14 protein-coding genes are annotated in these 20,786 nt (G+C 45.4%); 4 read left to right on the top strand and 10 right to left on the bottom strand.

All coding sequences use genetic code 11. From position 1 onward, the window contains the following. The first annotated feature begins 583 nt into the window (after positions 1–583). Together FOR85_RS01500 and FOR85_RS01495 are read left to right on the top strand one after the other, a co-directional pair. A complete protein-coding gene (locus tag FOR85_RS01500) occupies positions 584–3,868 on the top strand; it encodes a DNA translocase FtsK (RefSeq protein ID WP_144296399.1) in 3,285 nt (1,094 codons plus the stop codon). Between the two features lie 211 nt (positions 3,869–4,079). Then, the gene (locus FOR85_RS01495) at positions 4,080–5,573 is read left to right on the top strand and encodes an amidase (protein ID WP_144296398.1); all 1,494 of its coding nucleotides are present in this window, start codon (positions 4,080–4,082) and stop codon (positions 5,571–5,573) included. Positions 5,574–5,666: 93 nt separating this feature from the next. Here FOR85_RS01495 and FOR85_RS01490 read toward each other — a convergent pair whose 3' ends face one another. Together FOR85_RS01490 and rlmH are read right to left on the bottom strand one after the other, a co-directional pair. Further along, entirely contained in the window at positions 5,667–6,587 is a 921-nt protein-coding gene (locus tag FOR85_RS01490) for a class III extradiol ring-cleavage dioxygenase (protein WP_144296397.1), read from the bottom strand. A gap of 116 nt (positions 6,588–6,703) precedes the next feature. Further along, positions 6,704–7,192, bottom strand: coding sequence for a 23S rRNA (pseudouridine(1915)-N(3))-methyltransferase RlmH (gene rlmH / locus FOR85_RS01485; RefSeq protein WP_068406749.1), 489 nt, complete (start codon positions 7,190–7,192; stop codon positions 6,704–6,706). Positions 7,193–7,429: 237 nt separating this feature from the next. Here rlmH and FOR85_RS01480 point away from each other — a divergent pair, with 237 nt between their 5' ends. Then, a complete protein-coding gene (locus tag FOR85_RS01480; RefSeq protein ID WP_144296396.1) occupies positions 7,430–7,876 on the top strand; it encodes a DUF2147 domain-containing protein in 447 nt (148 codons plus the stop codon). 166 nt (positions 7,877–8,042) lie between these two features. Here the strand turns inward: FOR85_RS01480 and FOR85_RS01475 are convergent, their stop codons facing one another. From FOR85_RS01475 to dapC, 6 genes are all read right to left on the bottom strand, one after another. Beyond that, entirely contained in the window at positions 8,043–8,603 is a 561-nt protein-coding gene (locus tag FOR85_RS01475; RefSeq protein ID WP_144296395.1) for a DUF421 domain-containing protein, read from the bottom strand. 168 nt (positions 8,604–8,771) lie between these two features. Next, positions 8,772–9,296 (bottom strand): ABZJ_00895 family protein, encoded by a 525-nt coding sequence (locus tag FOR85_RS01470; RefSeq protein WP_144296394.1) that lies wholly within the window; start codon positions 9,294–9,296, stop codon positions 8,772–8,774. A gap of 104 nt (positions 9,297–9,400) precedes the next feature. Continuing rightward, a complete protein-coding gene (locus FOR85_RS01465) occupies positions 9,401–11,473 on the bottom strand; it encodes a D-alanyl-D-alanine carboxypeptidase/D-alanyl-D-alanine-endopeptidase (protein ID WP_144296393.1) in 2,073 nt (690 codons plus the stop codon). Between the two features lie 65 nt (positions 11,474–11,538). Then, complete coding sequence (locus FOR85_RS01460; RefSeq protein ID WP_144296392.1) at positions 11,539–12,150, bottom strand: 3'-5' exonuclease; 612 nt, start codon at positions 12,148–12,150, stop codon at positions 11,539–11,541. Between the two features lie 59 nt (positions 12,151–12,209). After that, the gene (locus FOR85_RS01455) at positions 12,210–14,324 is read right to left on the bottom strand and encodes a DUF294 nucleotidyltransferase-like domain-containing protein (RefSeq protein WP_144296391.1); all 2,115 of its coding nucleotides are present in this window, start codon (positions 14,322–14,324) and stop codon (positions 12,210–12,212) included. A 298-nt stretch (positions 14,325–14,622) separates the two neighbouring features. Continuing rightward, the gene (gene dapC / locus FOR85_RS01450) at positions 14,623–15,897 is read right to left on the bottom strand and encodes a succinyldiaminopimelate transaminase (RefSeq protein WP_144296390.1); all 1,275 of its coding nucleotides are present in this window, start codon (positions 15,895–15,897) and stop codon (positions 14,623–14,625) included. Between the two features lie 314 nt (positions 15,898–16,211). On the opposite strand from dapC, the gene FOR85_RS01445 reads away from it, so the two are divergent. Next, positions 16,212–16,880, top strand: coding sequence for a hypothetical protein (locus FOR85_RS01445; RefSeq protein WP_144296389.1), 669 nt, complete (start codon positions 16,212–16,214; stop codon positions 16,878–16,880). Between the two features lie 165 nt (positions 16,881–17,045). Here FOR85_RS01445 and glnD read toward each other — a convergent pair whose 3' ends face one another. Both glnD and map read right to left on the bottom strand, forming a co-directional pair. Beyond that, positions 17,046–19,817: a [protein-PII] uridylyltransferase gene (glnD, locus tag FOR85_RS01440; protein ID WP_144296388.1), complete on the bottom strand. Its 2,772-nt coding sequence runs from the start codon at positions 19,815–19,817 to the stop codon at positions 17,046–17,048. Positions 19,818–19,963: 146 nt separating this feature from the next. Beyond that, on the bottom strand, positions 19,964–20,755 hold the full coding sequence (map, locus tag FOR85_RS01435) for a type I methionyl aminopeptidase (RefSeq protein WP_373681933.1): 792 nt from the start codon (positions 20,753–20,755) through the stop codon (positions 19,964–19,966). Positions 20,756–20,786: the final 31 nt, after the last annotated feature.

The raw sequence follows: 20,786 nt of genomic DNA, 5'->3' as shown, positions 1-20,786 counted from the left end.
TGTATTCTTGGTCGAAAACAATAGATTAGTGAGGTGCTCTTCTTTTTTCAATCACTTTCGAAGTTGAGAGTGGGGTAATGTTATAAAAAATAGTCGCTAAAATCGCGATGAATATGGTTTTTCTTATTGCTGTGTGATAATAACATAAGGGCTGAGAGCAAAAAGTGCAAGTTTGCTAAAATGAATATGGGTATCATTAGAATCAAAGCACGGAGCGCTTAAAAACTGCTCTTAAAATGAAAGCATACTTTTTCATTGCATACTGGTTTATTACTGAAAGGTGTGGCGAATGTTCGGTTAATGACTGCATTTTTTGCTGAACGGCTTAATAATTGATTTTCTTCTGCGCTTTCTTGATAACACTGTCGCCACTACGCCTATGTATTTGTTATTATAAGAAGTTATGCAAGCGTAGTGGTCAGTGAATAACGCATCAAATTATAAGGGTATTTATATAGTGCCACTTAATAGTAGAAAATCACTTCAGCATGAAAAATTTCAATCATAAGCTAGCAACCATTTATATTAATAACCAGCACTAACGAGCATTAGCGACGAGTATTGACAACAAGGCAGATCTTACGTGATATCAGCACCACTTATTGAGTATTTAAAAAAGGGCATATTTACCCTGCTTGGGTTAATACTGGCGGTTTATTTGTTCGTCATTTTGATGACGTATACGGGTAACGATCCGAGCTGGTCGCATATCAGCAGTGACATGACGACCGTGAATAACATGGGCGGCGAGATGGGCGCTTGGCTGTCAGATTTGCTCTATAGCTTCTTTGGGTTTGGTGCTTGGTGGTTGCTGGCGTTTTTGGTTTATGAGTCGGTGCTGATTTGGTGGGATAATAAACCAACGTTTTGGTTATTACGTGTCGTGGCTTATGTATTTTTGCTGTTAAGTGCCAGCGCCTTATTTGCGCAATTGGTAGCGCTAGTACAGCAAGTGGCAGACCCGATGACATCAGGGCTAAAAGGGGTTGCTGGCGGTATTATTGGGCTTGAGCTGCAAGCACGTTTGGCACAATTATTATCGCAGTGGGGTAGTGTAATATTCTTGACGGTATTTGTGGTGATTACTGCCACATTTGCTTTCAATATTCATTGGTTAGCGATTTATCAAAAAATCAAAACGTGGTCATGGCGTGATACTGCAGTTCAAGACAATGCGGCTCAAGGGAATGAGAGTAAGCGAGCAAATAGACAAGCTGCGCCGACAGCGTCTGAGCAACAGCAAAATGATGAAAGTATGAGCGATGAAAAAGCGGCGCAAGGTTTTGAGCAGTTACCACTCGATTTGCCAGCTACTGACCATGCTAGTCATGCTCAAACCGCCGATAAAAATGGTCGTTTTAACAACGTATTAAAAGATTTTTTAGCGACGTCGGGTCTCGGTGCTAGCGTTAAAGCGTCTATGTCAGCGGCGGCAGCAGTAGCACAAACGGCAACGAATAGCGCAGCGCAAGATGATCAATTACAAACAGCTTCAGCTAATATAAGCAATTTTAGTCATGTTAACCAACAGCAACCGTCAGCGCCTGCTGTAAATCCTGTGATGGCGCCTGCACGTAAAGTTGAACCAAGTTTTGCTTGGAACGATGCCGATACGGTTGAGGACTTGTTGGCGCGTGAAGCAATGGCTGAGCAAGAGACGTTTGGTTACGATTCTGCTGCTACGTCTGTTGCTTTTGATGACATTAATGATATTGCTGATGAAGAAGAAATGACAGAAAGCGTTGATTTAGGAGTTGATAGCTTAGAAGTTAATAACTTAGCAGATGCGTGGTTAGCAGAACACGCCGCAGTGCCAGTAGCGTCTAAGGTAGAACAGAAACAAACCGTCATTGAAGCGCCAGTAATGCAGACCTCTTTCGCCAAGGAGCAAAAAGTAGCAGAGGATTTAATCGGTAATGACATTGATGATTCGATGGATGACTTCTCTGAAGCTTGGTCTATCGAAGACTCTGAGTTTACCGATAACTCTGAGCCTTTAACTCAACATGAGGTGCTGTCAACTCAACATGAAGTGACGAAAGACTGGCAAACAGATAACGCTGCGCTAAGTGATGAAATCGATAAAGTAGATGAAGTCAGCGAAATGACTGACATGACGCCGACCAATACCCCGCCTGCCAATCCAAAATTAGCACCAACGGTGGACACTGGTACTTCGGTGACCAATATTGCTCCGGCGGCCGCTAAACCGACCGTAAGCTTTGCGGTGCCAGAGGGTGATAGCAGTAATCATATTACTGACATGGTGCCAGAAGATGACAGCCGAGCTGACGACACTAATCTGCCGGTGATGCCGCATATTAGTGATGATGCCGCTTTTAGTCAAAAATCACGCTCGATGCAAACCGCCGCTTATCGTAGTAGCCTGACACCGATTCCAGAGTTGTCGATTTTAGATAAGCCAGACCCTAACCGTAAGCCAAGCTATACCATCGCTGAGCTCGAGCAATTGTCAGAGCTGTTAGAGATTAAGTTGCAAGAATTCAACGTCAAAGCAAACGTGGTCAATGCCATTCCAGGCCCTGTGGTGACGCGCTTTGAAGTAGAGCTTGCGCCTGGGGTTAAAGCCAGCAAGGTGACGGGTATTTCACGCGATTTGGCACGTTCGCTATCGATGGCGTCTTTGCGGGTGGTTGAGGTCATTCCGGGTAAGCCGTATATCGGTATCGAGGTGCCCAATAAAAAGCGCGAAATGGTGCGTTTGATTGAGCTACTAAATACGGAAAAATTTAAAGATCCCAAGGCGCAAATTAGTATGGCGATGGGTAAAGATATTGGCGGTAATCCGATTATCACCGACCTTGCGCGCGCGCCGCATATGCTCGTTGCGGGTACCACAGGCTCTGGTAAATCGGTATTGGTCAACTCGATGCTACTCTCTATGCTACTCAAATATACGCCAAATGAGCTGCGTATGATTTTGATTGATCCAAAGCAGCTCGAGCTTGCCAACTATAATGATATTCCGCATCTTCTCACACCTGTCGTCACTGATATGACCGAAGCGGCCAGCGCCTTGTCATGGTGCGTGGCAGAGATGGAGCGCCGTTATCAGCTGATGAGTTTATTAAAAGTGCGTAAACTTAACGAGTTTAATAAAAAAGTCATCGCCGCCGAAAAATCTGGGAATCCAATGCTTGATCCCTTATGGCGACCAAACGATAGCGTCAGTATTAGCCAAGCGCCAAAGCTGAAAACCTTACCGATGATTGTTATTGTCGCCGATGAGTTTGCCGATATGATTATGCAGGTCGGTAAGCAAGCCGAAGAGCTTATTACACGATTGGCACAAAAATCACGCGCGGCTGGCATTCATTTAATGCTTGCCACTCAGCGTCCGTCAGTTGACGTTATCACGGGTTTGATTAAAGCCAATATCCCAGTGCGTGCTGCGCTCCGAGTAAACTCAAAAGTGGATTCGCGGACGATTTTGGATAGCGGGGGCGCAGAAGACATGCTTGGTAACGGCGATATGCTGTTCTTAGGCCCTGGGCAAATTGAGCCCGACCGCGTCCATGGGGCTTATGTCAGTGACGAAGAGGTCAACCGTGTCTGTGATGCATGGCGTGAACGCGGCGCACCCGATTATATTGATAATATGGCCGGCAACTTTGAGCTATCGAGTCCCAGTGGCGGCGGTAGTGCCGCAAATGCCTCTGGCGAAGATGACGATTTATATAATGATGCCGTGGCTTTTATAATGGAAACGCGTAAAGTATCAGCATCTAGTATCCAGCGGAAATTTAGCATCGGCTATAACCGCGCGGCGCGTATCGTTGACTCGATGGAAGAGGCTGGCTTGGTCAGCTCTATGGGCAAAAGTGGTAAGCGCGAGCTGTTGATGTAAAAATTAATAGATTTCCCATAAAAAAAGACGAGTAACGAACGTGGCTCGTCTTTTTTTATGGGAAAAGAATACTGTCATCGTCTGAATGACCAATGAGTTTGTATATCGATTATAAATCGTCATTTTTTATACTAAACTGGTGAGTGTTTATAAAAAAATAAGCATCAATTTAAAAAAGTATAAATCTGTCACTCTCCAAGGACGGTCAGTTATGTTTAAAGAATATACCCAGTACGATGCATTAGCGTTGGCAGCGCTGGTGAATGCAGGGGAAGTCAGTGCCAAAGAATTGTTAGATGCCGCCGTGAATCAAGCCAATGCGCTCAATCCTAAATTAAACGCCATTATCCACCGCTTTGATGAGCGTGCTTATGCTGCTGCAGAAAAAGGCTTGCCAACAGGCGTCTTTAACGGCGTCCCTTATCTGCTCAAAGACCTGTCGTTTCATTTTGCCGATGAGCCAATTACCATGGGCAGTCGCAGCGTCAATATCGTATCAGAAAGCGACAGCGAAATCGTTAAGCGTATGAGAGCCACTGGCGTCAATACCTTTGGCAAAACCAATACGCCAGAATTTGGTTTGATTATCACTACTGAGCCCAAAGCTCATGGCGTCACACACAATCCCTTTAAAAAAGGCTATAGCTCTGGTGGTTCATCGGGCGGTAGTGCCGCAGCGGTATCAAGTGGTATCGTGCCAATGGCAGGCGCAGGTGACGGCGGTGGTTCGATACGCTTTCCGGCGGCATGGTGCGGCGCGTTTGGCTTTAAACCTAGTCGAGGCCGTAACCCTATGGGCCCAAAAATTGGCGAGGGCTGGGAAGGGGCGGTCGCTGACCATGTAATTACGCGAAGTGTGCGTGATAGCGCGGCGATGCTTGATGCGACTAGCGGCGCAGAAATCGGCGCGCCTTACGTCATTGCACCGCCCGACGGCACGTTTTTGCAAGCCGCCATGCGCGCGCCAAGGCAATTAACCATTGCCCTGCATCAACAGCCATTGGTTGCCAATACTGAGGTCGATAAAGAAGTACTTGCTGTATTAGAAAAAACCGCGAAGCAACTAGAAGCCATGGGTCATCGTGTGGTCCCAGCTGAGCCAAATATTAATATTGAGCAGTTTTGGCATGATTTTTTAGTGGTGGTCTGTGCCCATACCGCTTTTACCATTGATAATATCGAGCGCTGTTATGGTGCGCAGCATATCCAAAACCTTGAGCCACAGACGTATAATATGGCGATGCTTGGGCGCTCATTATCCGCCGTTGATTTAGCCCACGCTAAGCATGGCTGGCACGATAGCCAATATCAAACGGGCTTGCTGCTTGAGACGTACGATATGATTTTATGCCCGACCGTGCCAACGCCTGCGGTCAAGCATGGCGTACTACCGCCAAGCCGTATGGATGAAACACTGATGCGCAGCGCAGGCCTGCTCAATAAAGGCATTAACATGGGCAGATTTGCCTTTAGCTCAGGTATGATTGAAAAGCTCAGCGCCCCAGTACTTGGTAAAATGGGCTTTACTATCTTGGGTAATGTCACTGGCTTACCAGCGATGTCGTTGCCTGTTGGCATGAGCAAAAAGGGTCTGCCGATTGGAATGCAGCTGATCGGGCGCATGAATGATGAAACGACGCTATTTAGTATCGCTGGCGAGATGGAACGCGCTGGCATGTTTACCAAACCGGCTTTTGAAACGTAGTTTTATATGATAAAAAAAGTTTTGATAACTTCTATATTAAAAAGTAGAGATTGGCAAAAGTGCTTTGATTAAAAGTTTAATGTAAACGAAGCACTAATCAAAGCGATAAATATCCATACCCAAACTGTGATGCGCCATGCTTTGATGCACCACAGAGACGCGTTGACCGGCACCTAAAGCAAAAAATAATGGCAACAGGTGCTCATCGCTTGGATGTACATTTTGATAATCAGGATATTGCTGCCAATCTAAAGCGCTTGGAATATCCGTTTTTAGTTGTTGCAGCAGCCAAACTTTAAAGTCTTTGGCGGTCTCATCGATACTCTCTGCTTGCCAACGTAATGCCTGTAAATTGTGGGTGATATTGCCCGAGCCAATCAAAAGGATATTCTCGGCGCGCAATTGCGCCAACTGCGCGCCCAACTGATAGCAAGCGATGCTGTCATAATGGCGTGGCAAGGATATTTGCACGATGGGTATATCAGCCTCAGGATACAGGTGTAAAAGCGGCGCCCAAACCCCGTGGTCACTGACGCGTAAAGGGTTTACACGGCAGGTAATACCGCGCGCCGTTAGCTGCTGCGCCAATGTTTCCGCAAGCGCTGGCTGACCGACTGCTGGATACTGCAACTCATAGAGTTCGGGCGCAAAGCCAGAAAAATCATGCCAAGTCTTTGGTCGCGGATTACTACTGATTTCAAGCTTGGCTGACTGCCAGTGCGCCGACATAATGATGATGGCGCGCGGTTTGGGCAAGTTTTGACCGATACGTGCCAGCGCACTGGTGGTTGCCGATTGTTCGATGGCGAGCGTCGGAGCGCCATGCGAGATAAATAGCGCGGGCAGTTTAGCCTGTTTTGATGGCGTTATAGCACTTGCTAGCGCAGGCGTGCCTGTCCAAGCAGCCGCTGAGGTAATGGGCGCGGGCTTGGATGTTGTTGTATTTTGACGTTCGCTCTCAGGTTGCAAAGCAGCGGTCATGGCTTTAGGTGTCGCAGGTTTAGGATGTTTCATGGTGCATTTATTAGGGCGCGCGCCTATATTTCAATCCGTTTTACCATGACACGTCGCCATTATTTTTGATAGGGCATGGTTGATTTTTATAGCAAATGACTGTTTTTATAAAGGTTTTAATTACCGCGATGATAAGGATGGTTGTGATTGATACTCATGGCGCGATACAGCTGTTCCATTAATACCACGCGCACTAAAGGATGCGGCAGCGTCAGCGCCGATAATGACCATTTCACATCTGCTTTTGCCAATACCTCTGGCGATACGCCGTCAGCGCCGCCAATGACCAACGCAATATCATCGCCTTGCTGCATGCCATCAGCCAGTTTTTCAGCCAGCTGTTCGGTTGAGAGCATTTTACCTTTTACGTCGAGCACCCATAATTGCTCGCGTCCAGCCGCAGCATGAGCGGCCAATATCGCTTGACCTTCTTGCTCACGGTACTGCGCCAAATTGGCGTCTGAGGGGTTTTTGGCGCGTTTAGCGGCGGCAATTTCTACGATTTCAGTATTAAGCATGGGCTGGATACGCTTAAAATATTCATCAAAACCAGTTTGTACCCATTTGGGCATTTTATTTCCAACACTCAATATTCTTACTTTCATAATATAGACCACTTTTATAATGGGTTAAATATAACAAAAAAATTCTGCGCTTAAGATATTGTAACAAACAGACCTTTTACAAAGCATTTTTTTATGCTTTACTAGCATTTGCCAACATTTGTTCTTTTTTAAATAGTCTTATCGTTGAATGGTAAAGAAAGCGTCAGCAACCCTGTACCGTCTTTTTGATAGAGCATAAGATAGTTTGCAACATTTTTTAAACGAAAGGAGTCGTTCATGAACCGTACTATATCAAGCCTATTAGCACTTAGCGCAGGTGCGCTACTCTCAACCTCTGTGTTTGCTGCTTCTTTAAACGGCACGCAGTGGCAAACCATTGATGATAAAACTGGCGAGAAAAAAGCCGTTATTCAATTGACCGAAAGCGGTGGTAAAGTTTCAGGAAAAATCATCAAAGTATTGAATAAAGAAAAGGCAGACGCGCTTTGTACCAAATGTCCTGGCAGCCTAAAAAACAAACCGGTTGAAGGCCTACAGATCCTGTCAGGTCTAAAAGCCGATGGTAATAACCAGTGGAGTGACGGTAAGCTGGTCGACCCTGAATCAGGAAAAACTTACTCTGGTAAGCTAACCTTGAGTGATAATGGCCAAAGCTTAAAGCTGCGCGGCTATGTCGGCACACCTGTCTTTGGTCGCTCGCAAACCTGGCAACGCATTAAGTAATTTTTACCAGTGCTCTTATAAAAGCAAATTTATAAAGCAAGCTTGTAAAACAAAAAGGATAGCAGATTGATATGTGCTGTCCTTTTTTCATGTTTTAAATTTTAGATTTTAACTCAATGCTTTTATTTTAAAACGCTATCACCTTAAAGCGCTTAGAGCATCTTTCCTAATCATCATTTGACATTAGCGGCTTGATGGTTTCTGATACGCCGTCATCACTCTGTTGCTCGTCGTTTTTACTATCCGAGGGCGTAGGTTTTGGAATAATCGTCAATGTCGCATCTGACTCAAAAACAATCGCTTCGATATCATCAAAACTATTCATACCTTCAGAACGCATCGCGCTTTCTAGCTCTTGACGCGTTAGGCGCTCAGCACGCATGGCATCTGGTAAGAATTGCCCTTGATAAAAAACAATCCGCGGCTCTGATAAAATAAGATGACTAAAACTGGCTGAGACAGAAGCATATTTAGTCACTAAAAACTGTAAACAATACAAGGTCACGATAGCGGCGCTGCCCTCGATAAACGGGATTTCTTCGAGTAAAATCGTACTGGCGCTCAAAGAGCCAATCATCACCGTCACAATCCAGTCAAAGTTATTGAGCTGCGAGGTTGAGCGTTTGCCAGATACTTTGGTAATTAACACAATTAACGCATAAACCATGACCGCTGTTAAGATAATGCGCCCAAGTTTTTCTATATTGTCAAAAAGCAGCATGTCCATTATCTGGGCTCCTATTAATCATAAAATACTGTCCGCTGTTTTGTCGCTAGCAAATAGGGTTTGGCTACAAACAGCGTAACGGAATTTCATCATTAATAGGGCAAAAAATTTGTATTGGCTTGTCTCTATAGGTACTCAATAATGGCGAGCGCTCAAAGCGCTTGACAATTAGCGGCTATGCTTAGGATTAAGAAGACGGTTGATCAACAAGATACTAAGACGCGCGCTGACTAAGCTCAGCACCAATATCATCATCAATGCCGAAAGCAGCGGTAGTGGTCGCTGTATAGCCATTTCAGTCAATACCTCACGGCTCACGGCATCAAATAAGAAAAACCAAATACCTAAGAAATAAACCATGGTAAGTAGCCAAACCACCGCAACGCCGCCAAACATCAAGCGATTGATTTCCTTTTTATCTAGCGCGCGCTGTTGATGCTTAATAAATTTATGCACCGCGATATAAGCGCCGACGATGATGGATACGGCAGTCACCAGCTGTGAGTTTAGGGCAAATTTGGTTTGCACCATCATAAATATGGCGCTGGCCAAAACATAACCAACCGCAAAGAATCCGATATATGGCGCCATTTTAGGCGACATTAAGTTTGGATTGTCAGAAGTATTGCCCGCTGTTTGAGTATCTTTTGCTGAACTAAGACGCTTGCTAAGTTGCATTGGTTTGCGTGCCATAAAAATAACCTTTATAAAGGGTAAAGCATAAGTTGCTAAAATATATTAAGCATTGAGCTGTTTACTATTATTTTTTAACAATATTGACGATATTAATATTGTTATCAATGCTGTGCTGTCCAATCTAACATGCTATCTAATACGGTACGGGCAGTATAGGCATTAAGTGCATGATCGGTATTAATCAGTCCGACTACCACATAGTCTTGCCCAGACAAACCTTTGACATAGCCTGCCATCGAGGTGACATTATTTAAGGTGCCGGTTTTTATCCAAGCGCGGCCGATGGCTTGCGACTTGGGTAAGCGGTCACTATGGGCGCTGATGGTGCCACTAACCCCAGCAATGCCTAGCGAGCTCACATAAGCATCAAAGCTGGGTTGGTTGTATGCGTAGGTCAACAGCTCGCTTAAGTTGGCGGCACTGATGCTGCAATCGCGGCAGAGTCCTGAGCCATTGGTCAAATGCGGCGGAGTAGTAGTTAAGTTGGTTTGCCACCACTGATTGATTGATTGCAGCGCTTGCGGATAGTCGGTCGCGGTTGGCTGACCAAATTGATATAAGCTGATTGCTTGATTGTTAATTGCTTGATTGTTAATTGTTTTATCGGTATCAGTACCTTGCTTATAAATACTTTCGTTATGCGTGTCGTTTTTATTCACATCTGTTTTATAAGCGCCGATAGAAAGCGCTACTTGTTCGGTCATCACGTTATTAGAGAAGTGATTGATATCATAAATCTGCTGCTTAAGGTTTAAAGAAGGATAGCTGACAATGGGCAAGGGCGACATGGCAATAGCTGCCAAACCATGTGGTGATTTTGTCTGTTTATTGGCAGGGTTATTGGCACGATAAGGCGTTTCTTGCGCGATGACTTTGCCGCTTAAGGTATTGCCAAGCGTTTGCCATTTAGCTGCAATGACGCGGGCGGCGAAATCTTTGGCATCAGGGTAGGCGATATAAAAAGCATGTTCGCCGCAGCTGTCTGGCAAATTGCTATTAAGCGTTAATTGTGCCGGTTGCCACTGCGGCGCAATACTATAGCGCGCTTGCCCGCAAGCAGCCGAGCGCATATTTATCATGCTTGGCATTTGATAATTTGCCAATTGCGGTGTGTAGGTTAGCTGCGCGCGCGTATTGTCTAGCGGATAGCTTTTAATACCGATGCTGCTAAAATTGACCAAAAAACCATCGGGGCTGGCGTTATAAGGACGTAGCGGCGAGTTGTCAAAGGCGGCAGGGTCTTTGGTGACGTTTTTAAAGACACTACTATCGACGATAATATCGCCGTTGATATGGCGGATGCCAGCCGTTTGCACTTTATAAAGCAGTTGCTGTAAGCGCTCGTGGGTCATTTTTGGGTCGCCACTGCCTTGAATAATCAAGTCGCCATACAGCGTATCGCCAATAATAATACCCGTATGATAAACGCGGGTATGCCAAACGAAGTCAGCGCCCAACGTATCTAAGGCGATAAAACTTGGCACCAGTTTCATGGTGCTGGCAGGCGTGCGCGCAATATCGGCTTGATGGCTTAATAGCGGTGAAAACGAAATTTTGATAGCGGGATTATGAGCAGTCGATTTGTCGTTATTGTTTTTGCTGCTTTCATTTTCATTACTACTTTTAGCGGGTTTTAAAGCGTCATCGGGCAGTAGCGGTGGCACGCTCTCTATACTTTGATAGGTATAAGGGTCATCGGTATAAGCATGCAGCTGTCTTGCATGTTGCTTAATCGTCTGTTTTTCAATCGTCACTAAAGTGCTTTGATGTACCGTTATTTCTTTAGCATTAGTATTACTATTTTGAGTTGTTTGTTTTTGGATGCCGTTAGGCTCTGCGGCAGCACTATCTGTAGTTAGCGATTCAGGCTGATTAGCGGCTTTAGGGCTATCAATCACCTGCATAGGCGCAGGTAAGCGGCTCGCAGTTTTATCACCGACTGGGGTGATAACAATACTAATATCGGTCGCATTTAAGTTTGCACGCGTAAGCGCTGTCTGAATCGCTTCTGGTAAGGCCGCTTGCGCACATAGCGGCGTTAGCAAAACACTCGCAAATAGGGTCAGCGATATTAGGTAGTGAGCAGGCTTATTGAGCGTATATGGTTGCTTGGAAAAAGGCGCTAATTTAGCAAAGACGGTAGGGCGGTTATGGGTTTTAGAAGTGGGTAGCATGAGCGGTCTATCATCAGGTGGCAAAAACAGCCTATGGTAACATGAGTTGCTATTTTCACGTAGTATCAGCGTTGGCGTAGGTGCAAAAATGCCATGGCTGTCATGATGGCATCGTTATAAGCATCGTGTGTGCCGAGCTCTGGGATCTCATAATGCGCTAAAATATTGGTCAAATGCTGTGATTGATTAGGAATACCCTGCGTACGATCGCCCATACGCCGAATGTATAATTGCCGTATATCAATGACCTTATTCGGTAGCGTGGTGCCCATATAGCGCTTGACCAAAGGGTTCAAAAAACCTGTATCTATCTGCGGGCAAAACCCAACTAGCGGTCGATTGTCTATAAAAGGCAGTACTAAAGCCAGCATTTCATCGTAGCTCATACCATGCTCAACATCGGCAGTACGCAGCCCATGAATCACAATGGTATCACGATCAGGCATCACTGGCGGCCGACAAACCAAATGCAGACCGTTACCCGTATCAATGCTATCGCCATTGATATGAATGGCAGCGATAGATAGCAGGTGATGCTTTTTTGGATTGAGTCCTGTCATCTCACAGTCAATCGCGACCCATTTATCAGCCAAAGGTGTATTAAACATCGATGTCAGCTCAGGGCGCTGCAAATGGTTTTTTTGCCAATGAGACGATAACTGTTTTAGCCAACGCATCTTATTTTTGCTCCCTTTTATTTTTGCGCGCAGCGTTCTTATCAACTGACTTATTTATTTTAATTAAACTCTAGCTGATAATGGCGACTTAATTGACCCTTAAAGCTTTTGACCACGGCCAGGCATTCATTTAATAAGTCTCGCTCGAGTGCCGATAAAGTGGTCGGATCAACTTGCCGCGCATGCTTATCATCTGTTGATAGTGCCACTGACAAACGCTGCGCCATAAAAAACTCTAATGCTTCAAGCAAAGTGTCAGCGCGCTGTTGGTTTAAGGCGCGCACTTGCACCAAGGCTTTAAGGCGTCCTTTACTACTCGGCGCATCAAAAATATCGTTTTCTAAGGCTAAAGTACGAATGCCATGCACCAGCGGAAAAATACCGGCTTTTTTAAGATCGATATCGTAGGCGCTTTTTTTACCGCCAAGGAGCGGCACAAACTTTTGCCACCACTGTCCGACATCGCCAAACTGTAAAGCGGCACGGGCGAACTGGCGGACAAACATCAGGTCTGACTGGCGATGGGCAATTTTTAAATGTTCGCGCACACTCGTCAGTAGCGATTCATCGCCGCAGACATATTCGCCATCAAATATAGCCGACAAATAAATACTATGTATCGGGTCAGTATTTCTAAACCATAAGCTAATCTGCGTTTTAAACTGTTTGAGCGGCTGCCGCCACATCGGATTGGTCATCATGATATTGCCATCGCAAAGCGGATAACCCAAGGTTGCTAAATGATGGTTAAAGGTTTCAGCGAACTGAGCTAAGTCAGGATGGCTGTAACCATCACGAATAATCAGCGCATTGTCTTGGTCGGTACGCATGATTTGCTCGCCGCGACCCTCTGAGCCCATGACGATGACGCAAGTATTTTTCATCACTTCATCAGGTACGATAAGTTGCCACAGTTTGGTAAAAACTTGCGCGTTAAGGGTTTGTACCATACGGCTGACATTACCAATTTTGATACCGTTTTGGTGCTGCGCGCGAATATAGCGCCCGATAAGCTCAACCGCGGTAGCCAAGCTCGGCAAATCTTTTGCCTGCTCAATCTGCAGACTAATTAGCTGCGAATGATGACCAATATGAGCGAGCATATCACTTTGCCCAAGCACGCCTGCAACCTCGCCGTTGGCATCAATCACTGGCAGTCTATGGATACGGTAGCGCGTCATGGTCAATAGCGCATCGCCAATCTCGTCGTCCGCATCAATGGTGCGCAGATTGAAACTTGCATAGCGCTGGCAAGGCGTCGTCGCAGGGTTTTGCTGGTCGCTTACCGCGCGGCAGATATCGGTATCGGTTAAAATACCTAACGTACGACCAGAATAGTTATTGGAAGTTTGCGTATTGGCGCTATCAGTAACTAAGCTGCTATCTAGGTTGTTGCCTAAATTTCGGTCTAAGTTTTGGTCTAAATCCGTTTTTAAATCATTATCTAATGTTTGCTTTTCAGCAGGATTTAATTGGTCGAGCGGTCGCACCAACACATGCTTAAGCCCAGCTTTAGTCATGATATGCGCCGCCTCATATAGGCTGCTGGTGGCATCAATGATATGCACGGGCAATAAGTTGACATCAATCACCGGCTGCATCATGATTTGCTGCACTTCTTGCTGTTCATTATAGCCATGATAGCTAGCATCTAAGCTTTGCCCGCTTCGCCGCTGCTGTAATGCTTTTAATCGTTCAGGTAAATCTTCTGAGAGTAATTGGCGCACTAAATGATTCTGCGCACTGATTTTGTCAACGGTAGCGCCATTTATTTGCAGCAGCAGGGTGTCTTCAATCGCACGAAACTCGTAGGGCGATATGTCACTTTCATTTTTGGGTTTGCCATTGTTTATAGGTACGGTACTTTTTATAGGTATGAAAGTGGCTGCTTCTTTATCCTCTTCTGTAAACGATTTTGGCAACCGCCGACTGTCAAACCAATCATTACTATTTAGATGGTCGGTATGATTGCTGCCCAAATACGTCGCCACAAATTCGCCAGCAAGCAGTTGCTCGATTTGTCCTTTAATCACCACATAAAAATAGCTTAAATCATCAGCAGATAAACGCTCATCTTTAGCAAGATAACGGATTTGGGTATTTTTTCTAATACTTTGACGTTCAGCCGCGCTTATTACATCAAAGGGTGGCTGGGTAAAATCAAGATGGGGCATGGCATCATCCTTGATGGCATATTTAGTAAAATTTTGGAAAAAGAAATTTTACGACTGCTAAAGAAATATAAAAATAGCGTCGCGTTATTTCTACTATAGCACTCTTCGCAACCGAGATAGTAGAGAACTACATATAACCATTATGATATTGTGGGTATATGTGGTTCTCTGATACTATGTTGAATATTGAGGTGTTAATCTAAGTGTTTAATACTTAGATTTTCTGGCCAATGTTTGAGACAGGTTTTTAAACTAAGCATTTAAACTCAGTTTTAAAAAATATTTTTTCAGCAGCAAGTTAAGCGCCAAGCAATTGACGGATACGACTGATGGCTTCGCGGCTTTCCTCAACGCTGGCAACTAAGGCAATGCGCACATAACCTTGCCCAGGATTTTTACCATTGACCTCGCGTGACAGATAACGCCCAGCCAGCGCGTGAATATTTGCTTGCTCATACAACGCTTTGACAAAGATTTCGTCGTCGCCATCGAATTGCTCAGGGACTTTTACCCAAAAGTAAAAACCCGCCTCTGGCATGCGTAAATCAAGCAATTCGCCAAGCTCTGACATCCATAAGGCGAATTTTTCTTGATAGAGCGCTCGATTACGCGCCACGTGCTTTTCATCTTCCCAAGCAGCGATGGAGGCCAGTTGATGCGGTATCGGCATTGCGCAGCCCTGATAAGTACGATACTGCAAATAAGGCTGCAAAATGTCGGCGTCACCGGCCACAAAGCCTGAGCGCAGGCCGGGCAAGTTTGAACGCTTGGATAAAGAGTGAAATACCACGCAATTTTTAAAGTTATGACGACCGAGCGCCGCGCAAGCTTGCAGCAGGCCAATCGGCGCGCGATCAAAATACAGCTCGCTATAGCACTCGTCGCTGGCAATGATAAAGCCGTACTGGTCGGATAAACGCAGTAAGTGTTCCCAATCGTCCATGGTCATGACGGAACCGGTTGGATTATTTGGGCTACAGACAAACAATAGCTGCGTGCGCGTCCAAACGTCCCTCGGTACCGTGCGATAGTCACCTTTAAAATCATTATCAATGCTGCAAGGCATAAAGTACGGCGTCGCTTGCGCGAGTATGGCAGCACCCTCGTATATCTGATAAAACGGATTGGGCATCACAATCGTTGGTGCTTCATCTGCTTTTTGCAATGGCTGCGCGCTTGGTTGATTATGAGCTGGCAGTTGATTGGCTTCGTCTTCGGACAACACGGTTTTTGGATGGTCAATAACCGCTTGCACCAAGCTAAAAATCGCCTCGCGCGTACCCATGACTGGTAATACTTGGCTATGCGGGTCGAGATGATTGAGAAAGAAGCGCTTTTCTAACCAGTGAGCGATGGTTTGACGCAGCTCAAACAGCCCGCTGGTGGTTGGATATTGGCTTATTTTGTCCAAGTTTTCGCGTAGGACGTCCAACACAAATGCTGGCAGCTCGTGTTTTGGCTCTCCAATACCGAGCTTAATTTCACTATAGTTATAGGCTGGCGTACTATCCGCGAGTAAAATCGCCATCTTAGCGAACGGATAAGGGTGCAGAGTCGTCAAGTTGTGATTCATAGGTAGGCTAACTATAATAGACAATTAATAATAAAGTGATAAAGAAAAATTACATTTGAGCAGTGTAGCACTTCTCTTGTTTTTTGTCTTTTTTCTTCTCAGACAGTTTATTGTCAATGTAAAACCAGCATTTTGCGCAATTTATACGGTGAATAACCTTGCATAGCGCTTGTTTTTTAGACGGTAACCCGTATTGAGATTGGCCAATTTTAATCATGCGATTAAGTATAGATAAAATTAAAATAGCGTCATTTACTAACCAAGCAAAAAATAACTGTTCGTAAAAACGGCCGCTTATTTTAAGGAAACTTGATATGTTTAGTGTTTTAAAAACCGATGAGCGTGGCGCTAAAGATATCAACGTGCAACAATTTGAGGGTAGCCAGCGTGTTGAGCTATACGAGCAGCTAAAGCAGCGCGAGCATAATTGGTGGCAGGCGCGGCAGCAGTTGACGCTGTTAAAAGAGCGACAGATGTTTTGGTTTGGCGATAACAGCTTTATGATGTGGCTACTTTGGCAATTGGTCAGCTATGTGGTGGTGGCGATGGTGCTTATGCTCCTGAGCAAACTGTCAAACATCTCATTGCCTTTATGGCAGTACATGGGTTTATTTGCGGTACAGACGCTGATTTTTATCGTCATGTTGGGCTTTAAGGGGCGTATGGCCACGCATTTACAAAATAAGATTAATCAAGTCGATGTCTTGCGTGAAGAAGCGCTTAACGAGATGACCATTTTGGCCGCTGACACGCTTTATAATGATGTGCATGCCAAAGCCCCGATTTCCTTACAGCAAATCTTTGAATACTACGACGGCGAATTTCATTTGGCCAGTTTGCATCGTCTGCTACAAAGAGAGGTAGAAGCTGGGCGTTTGATGCTGGGGCAGCAGCAGGTAGAAGCAGAGATTTTGCCATTGGAGCTTGCCGATGAGGAGCTTAAAGAAATGGCAAGGGATATGGTCTATAAAAGCGTCATATAAAGTATGCGTTTAATATAAGTATCTTATAAATATTTGGTCAAAAGCTATCGTTGATATTTTGTCTTAAAAAAACGCTTTATCGTTGAAGGTTAACGATAAAGCGTTTTTCGTATTTATAATTTAGCTTCTAACGATTAACTTCTAACATAAGCAGTCATATAGCAATTAACCATCGTTACGAATGCTCAGACTTGCTATCAATGCTGCCTTTAATGTCTCAAGTTTATCCGCCGACAATGCCTGATCGTTTTGATCGCTGATGTAAAACATATCTTCTGCGCGCTCGCCTAACGTGGTAATACGAGCGGCATGTACTTCAATTTGTTGTTGTAAAAATACCTGACCAACGCGGGCAAGTAAGCCTGGTTGGTCAAGCGTCTCTAAGCTCATGATATGCTGATTTGAGGCTTCATTAAACTCAAAGTGAATCGTCGTAGCAACATCGAAATGGCGCAACTGGCGCGGCATTTTTCTATTGGTAAGCTTGGGCACCGTCGGATTTTTAAAGGCGTCGATTAAGCGCTGTTTAAGCTCTTGTTGGCTGTCTGTATCGACCAATAACGTGCCGCTGCGGTCGAGCAGCACGTAGGAATCTAAGGCAAAATCTCGCGTCGCGGTAATGATACGCGCATCCAAAACATCGAGATTCATCTGGTCAAATACCGCCATGGTAACGGCAAATAAATTGACCTGATCTTGCGTATAAACAAACACTTGCACCGCATCAAGTGCCAGCTCGCGATGCTCACGTAACACAACTAAGGGTTGGCTATTGGCATCGGAGGCGCGGCCGATGGGCGGATGGTTTAAAATGGCTTCGGTATGCCACAAGATATCTTCTGCAATCTCGCGCAAAAAATACTCATCGCCCAAGTCGTCCCATAGCCTTAAAACCTCAGCGCGATTCATATGCTGATTATCGACATTATCAAGCATCGCCAGCGCCTGTTTGCGCGTGGCTTTAATCATGTCTTGGCGGTTGGTTGGGGCGTCAATATCAGCGCGCAGGATACGCCGTGTTTGTGAATACAGCTGCTTCATCAAGGTTGCGCGCCAGCTGTTCCAAAGCTGGGGGTTGGTGGCATTCATATCGGCGACCGTTAGGACGTACAGATGGTTTAAATGAGTGACGTTGCCGACTAAATCGGCAAATAGCGTCACCACTTCTGGGTCGGAGATATCCTTTTTCTGCGCTGTCATCGACATCAGCAAATGATAGCGCGTCAACCAGCCGACCAAATGCGCGTCCGCAGCACTCATGCCATGAGCAAGACAAAACTCAATCGCTTCTGTTTCGCCAAGCTGGCTATGATTGCCGCCGCGGCCTTTGGCAATATCATGAAACATCGCCGCCAACACCAAAATCTCTTTGCGCTCGATACGCTGAAAGATAGAGCTGACCAGTGGAAAATCCTCAAAAAAGCGCGGATCGGTAAAGCGATGTAAAATACGAATCAAAAATAGCGTATGGGCATCGACGGTATAACGATGGAATAAATCGTACTGCATGAGCCCAGTCACTTGCGCAAAAGCTGGGATATAGCTGCCCAAAACGCCGTAACGATTCATAGTACGCAGGCGATGAAATAGATAGTTTTGCTCTTTTAAATTGGCTAAAAACAGCGCTTGATGCGACGGGTTGTCTCTATACGCTTGATCGATGCCGCGCGCCGCTATTTTTAACGCACGCAAGGTATGGGTACGGACGTTTTTGATACCGTATTGACCCATCAGCAAAAACATCTCTAAAATCGCTTCAGGGTGCTGAGCAAAGACGCGATGATGCGATATTGCAATCTGTTCGCCGACTCGGTTAAAACGAGCGGTAATCGGATGCTTTTTTGGTCGTTCTTCATCCGGCAGTTGCGGCTCGATAATGGTCTCATAATAATGATTGGTCAGCATCTCAGATAGCGTCGATATCTGCATAGCACAGCGATAATAATCGCGCATAAAGCGCTCAACGGCGGCATTTGGTTGGTCGCCAGGCTGCGTCTCATAGCCCATCATTTGCGCAATTTCACGCTGATAATCAAATAGCAGCTTGTTTTCATTGCGCCCAGTCAGCTCATGCAAATAATGGCGGATTTGCCATAAATAACCTTCGGCAAAGTTAAGCTCATCGAACTCTTTTTCGGTCAAAAAGCTTTGTTGCACCAAGTCATAAAGCTTACTGACGCGAAAGTAGCGTTTGGTCACCCAACCAATGATATGAATATCACGCAGACCACCGGGTGCCGTTTTGATATTGGGCTCAAGATTGTACTCAGTGGCATTGTGCTGCAAATAGCGCGCTTTTGCTTCAGCGATTTTCACCTCAAAAAAATCACGTGGCGACCACTGGGTATTGACGATTTTATGGGGCACCTCTTGCAATGCTTCATTGCCAACTAACAACCGCGCTTCTAGCAAAGTACTGGCAACGGTGTGGTCGAGCGCCGCTTCCAAGCATTCGCTGACGCTGCGTACTGATAGAGCGGGCTCAAGTCCAATATCCCACAATAGTGCCACTAAATTATCGATTTTCTCTTTATTATCAACCGTAATCTCGTCTGGCGTTAGCAGCAAAATATCGACATCTGAATATAACGACAGCTCACCACGCCCATAACCGCCAGTGGCAAATAAGGCTAAGTCCGTTTTATCAAGCTCAAACCATTTGAACAACGCAATGAGTAATTCATCGATGACGCAAGCACGAGCTGCTACCAATTGGCGAATATTGACGCCGCGTTCGAGCTCGCGGCTGATATCGTCATTGATTTGGAGTAGCCACTCAGCAATACCAATCTCGGAAATACTGTGCTTAGAAATACTGTGCTCGGAAATATTTTGCTCGCGATTACTGAACGACGTCGCGCTATCAGTGGTAGTGCTATGGTCTGATAATAGAGGCATAGGTGTCAAATCAATGGTCGCGACATCGCAAGTAAACATGAAGGGTATCCGATTAAGAGGTTGTAAATAGAGGCGCTAAAAAAATGGGTGAATGCAAATATCACGCTGAAAAACAAAAAATAGCACCGCCAATATGCCTGAATTTTTAGGCAAAAAAAAGACCGCCTAGGCGATCTTTTTACGTATTACTGGGTCAAAAAGCTTAAGTCTTCTTCGGGGCGTGTGGTAAAGACTTCACAGCCATTGTCCGTCACCACCATGGTATGTTCCCACTGTGCTGACAGCTTGCGGTCTTTAGTAATCGCCGTCCATTCGTCCGGCAAAATCTTGGTCTGCCACGTGCCTTGATTAATCATCGGCTCAATGGTAAAAGTCATACCGGTTTTTAGCTCAAAGCCTGTGCCTTTTTTACCATAGTGCATGACTTGCGGCTCGTGATGGAATTCATTACTGATACCGTGACCACAAAACTCGCGCACGATACTAAAGCGCTCAGGCTCGACCACTTCTTGAATAGCGGCGCCGACATCGCCCAAGCGCGCGCCGTTTTTGACCACACTCATACCGGCATAAAGGGCTTCTTGCGCCACTTTGCAGATACGCTGCGCCATGATTGAGCCATTGCCGACAATCCACATTTTTGAAGTATCGCCGTAATAGCCGTCTTTAATCACGGTGACATCAATATTGATGATATCGCCATCTTTGAGCAGTTTATTGTCGGCTGGAATACCGTGACAAACCACATGATTGACTGAGGTACAGATAGATTTTGGGAAGCCGTTATAATTAAGCGGCGCAGGAATCGCGTCTTGCACGTTAACAATATAGTCATGAGCGATTTGGTTCAATGCTTCGGTACTGACGCCAACTTTGACATGTTCGTCGAGCATGACAAGGACGTCGCTGGCAAGTTTGCCGGCCACACGCATTTTTTCTATGGCCTCTGGGGACTGGATAAGGGATTTTTTAGTCATCATCTTGTGTCTTATAATTATGGGTTTAATG

The sequence above is a fragment of the Psychrobacter sp. YGAH215 genome, from assembly GCF_007280595.1.
In the GTDB taxonomy this organism is placed as follows: domain Bacteria; phylum Pseudomonadota; class Gammaproteobacteria; order Pseudomonadales; family Moraxellaceae; genus Psychrobacter; species Psychrobacter faecalis.
This window is presented reverse-complemented; position numbering and strand designations above follow the sequence as displayed.

What these genes read in the sequence shown, in the direction of transcription:
- FOR85_RS01455 (WP_144296391.1), bottom strand. Translation starts at nt 14,324, where the DNA reads ATGCCCCATCTTGATTTTACCCAGCCACCCTTTGATGTAATAAGCGCG.
- FOR85_RS01480 (WP_144296396.1), top strand. Translation starts at nt 7,430, where the DNA reads ATGAACCGTACTATATCAAGCCTATTAGCACTTAGCGCAGGTGCGCTA.
- FOR85_RS01475 (WP_144296395.1), bottom strand. Translation starts at nt 8,603, where the DNA reads ATGGACATGCTGCTTTTTGACAATATAGAAAAACTTGGGCGCATTATC.
- FOR85_RS01460 (WP_144296392.1), bottom strand. Translation starts at nt 12,150, where the DNA reads ATGCGTTGGCTAAAACAGTTATCGTCTCATTGGCAAAAAAACCATTTG.
- FOR85_RS01445 (WP_144296389.1), top strand. Translation starts at nt 16,212, where the DNA reads ATGTTTAGTGTTTTAAAAACCGATGAGCGTGGCGCTAAAGATATCAAC.
- FOR85_RS01465 (WP_144296393.1), bottom strand. Translation starts at nt 11,473, where the DNA reads ATGCTACCCACTTCTAAAACCCATAACCGCCCTACCGTCTTTGCTAAA.
- rlmH (WP_068406749.1), bottom strand. Translation starts at nt 7,192, where the DNA reads ATGAAAGTAAGAATATTGAGTGTTGGAAATAAAATGCCCAAATGGGTA.
- FOR85_RS01470 (WP_144296394.1), bottom strand. Translation starts at nt 9,296, where the DNA reads ATGGCACGCAAACCAATGCAACTTAGCAAGCGTCTTAGTTCAGCAAAA.
- glnD (WP_144296388.1), bottom strand. Translation starts at nt 19,817, where the DNA reads ATGTTTACTTGCGATGTCGCGACCATTGATTTGACACCTATGCCTCTA.
- dapC (WP_144296390.1), bottom strand. Translation starts at nt 15,897, where the DNA reads ATGAATCACAACTTGACGACTCTGCACCCTTATCCGTTCGCTAAGATG.
- map (WP_373681933.1), bottom strand. Translation starts at nt 20,755, where the DNA reads ATGACTAAAAAATCCCTTATCCAGTCCCCAGAGGCCATAGAAAAAATG.
- FOR85_RS01490 (WP_144296397.1), bottom strand. Translation starts at nt 6,587, where the DNA reads ATGAAACATCCTAAACCTGCGACACCTAAAGCCATGACCGCTGCTTTG.
- FOR85_RS01495 (WP_144296398.1), top strand. Translation starts at nt 4,080, where the DNA reads ATGTTTAAAGAATATACCCAGTACGATGCATTAGCGTTGGCAGCGCTG.